Annotated in this window: 3 protein-coding genes; all 3 read left to right on the top strand. The window is 72.6% G+C overall.

The features are described from left to right. Positions 1–275, top strand: a 275-nt coding sequence (locus AC0CYZ_RS10355; RefSeq protein ID WP_472214923.1) for a 50S ribosomal protein L6, incomplete at its 5' end; no start/stop codon positions are given. Next, positions 275–685 (top strand): 50S ribosomal protein L18, encoded by a 411-nt coding sequence (gene rplR / locus AC0CYZ_RS10360; protein ID WP_472214925.1) that lies wholly within the window; start codon positions 275–277, stop codon positions 683–685. The genes AC0CYZ_RS10355 and rplR, both read left to right, overlap by 1 nt. 40 nt (positions 686–725) lie before the next feature. After that, on the top strand, positions 726–1,322 hold the full coding sequence (rpsE, locus tag AC0CYZ_RS10365) for a 30S ribosomal protein S5 (RefSeq protein WP_472214927.1): 597 nt from the start codon (positions 726–728) through the stop codon (positions 1,320–1,322). The last annotated feature ends 71 nt before the right edge of the window (positions 1,323–1,393 follow it).

Below are 1,393 nucleotides of genomic sequence, written 5' to 3' on the forward strand. Positions count from 1 at the left end.
AGATCCACGGCGTCGGCTACCGCGTGCAGCTCCAGGGCAGCACCCTGGTGTTCGCGCTGGGCTACAGCCACCCCGTCCGCATCGAGGCGCCCGAGGGCGTCACGTTCACGGTGGAGAGCCCGACCCGCTTCTCGGTGCAGGGCTCCGACAAGCAGGTCGTCGGCCAGGTGGCCGCGAACATCCGGCGCCTCCGCAAGCCCGACCCGTACAAGGGCAAGGGCGTGCGCTACGCCGGCGAGCAGATCCGCCGCAAGGTCGGGAAGACGGGTAAGTGATGGCTGAGACCAGCAACGACACAGCGAAGAAGCGCGTCGCGGTGGGGAAGAACGTCTCGGAGACCCGCCGCACGGGCCGCGTGCGTCGTCACGCGCGCCTGCGCAAGAAGGTCGAGGGCACCCCGACGCGTCCGCGCCTGGTCGTCACCCGCTCCTCACGGCACATCACCGCGCAGGTGGTCGACGACCTCGCCGGCCACACGCTCGCGCACGCGTCGAGCCTCGAGGCCGATGTCCGCGGGCTGGAGGGCGACAAGAAGGCGCAGGCCGCCAAGGTCGGCGAGCTCGTCGCCAGCCGCTCGAAGTCGGCGGGGATCGACGCGGTCGTGTTCGACCGCGGCGGACGCCGCTACCACGGCCGCATCGCGCAGCTCGCGGATGCGGCCCGCGAGGGGGGCCTGACGTTCTGATGGTCCACCACGTCATTGACACGCAAGGGAAGGACGCCTGATGCCGGGCACTCAGCGCCGCGAGGGTGGCGGCCAGGGCGGTCGCGACCGCCAGGGCGGCGGCCGCGGCGGCGCCCAGGACAGGTCGGCGACGCTCGAGCGCGTCGTCGCCATCAACCGCGTGGCCAAGGTCGTCAAGGGCGGCCGCCGCTTCAGCTTCACCGCGCTCGTCATCGTCGGCAACGGCGACGGCGAGGTCGGGGTGGGCTACGGCAAGGCCAAGGAGGTGCCGGCCGCGATCGCCAAGGGCGTGGAGGAGGCGAAGAAGAACTTCTTCCGCGTCCCGCGGATCGGCGGCACCATCACGCACCCCGTGCAGGGCGAGGACGCCGCCGGCGTCGTCCTCCTGCGCCCCGCGAGCCCCGGTACCGGCGTCATCGCCGGTGGCCCGGTGCGCGCGGTCCTGGAGTGCGCGGGGATCCAGGACATCCTGTCCAAGTCCCTGGGCAGCCAGAACGCCATCAACATCGTGCACGCCACGGTGGCCGCCCTGAAGGCGCTGCAGGTCCCCGAGGCCGTCGCCGCCCGCCGGGGTCTGCCGCTGGACGAGGTCGCGCCGGCGCGGATGCTGCGCCAGCGCGCCGGTCAGGGGGTCTGAGCCATGGCCGACCTGTTGGTCACGCAGACGCGCTCGTCCATCGGGGGCAAGCGCAACCAGCGCGAGACCCT

This window comes from Actinomycetospora sp. (assembly GCF_055612215.1).

Coding starts and splice junctions, on each gene's coding strand:
- rplR (WP_472214925.1), top strand. CDS start 275: ATGGCTGAGACCAGCAACGACACAGCGAAGAAGCGCGTCGCGGTGGGG.
- rpsE (WP_472214927.1), top strand. CDS start 726: ATGCCGGGCACTCAGCGCCGCGAGGGTGGCGGCCAGGGCGGTCGCGAC.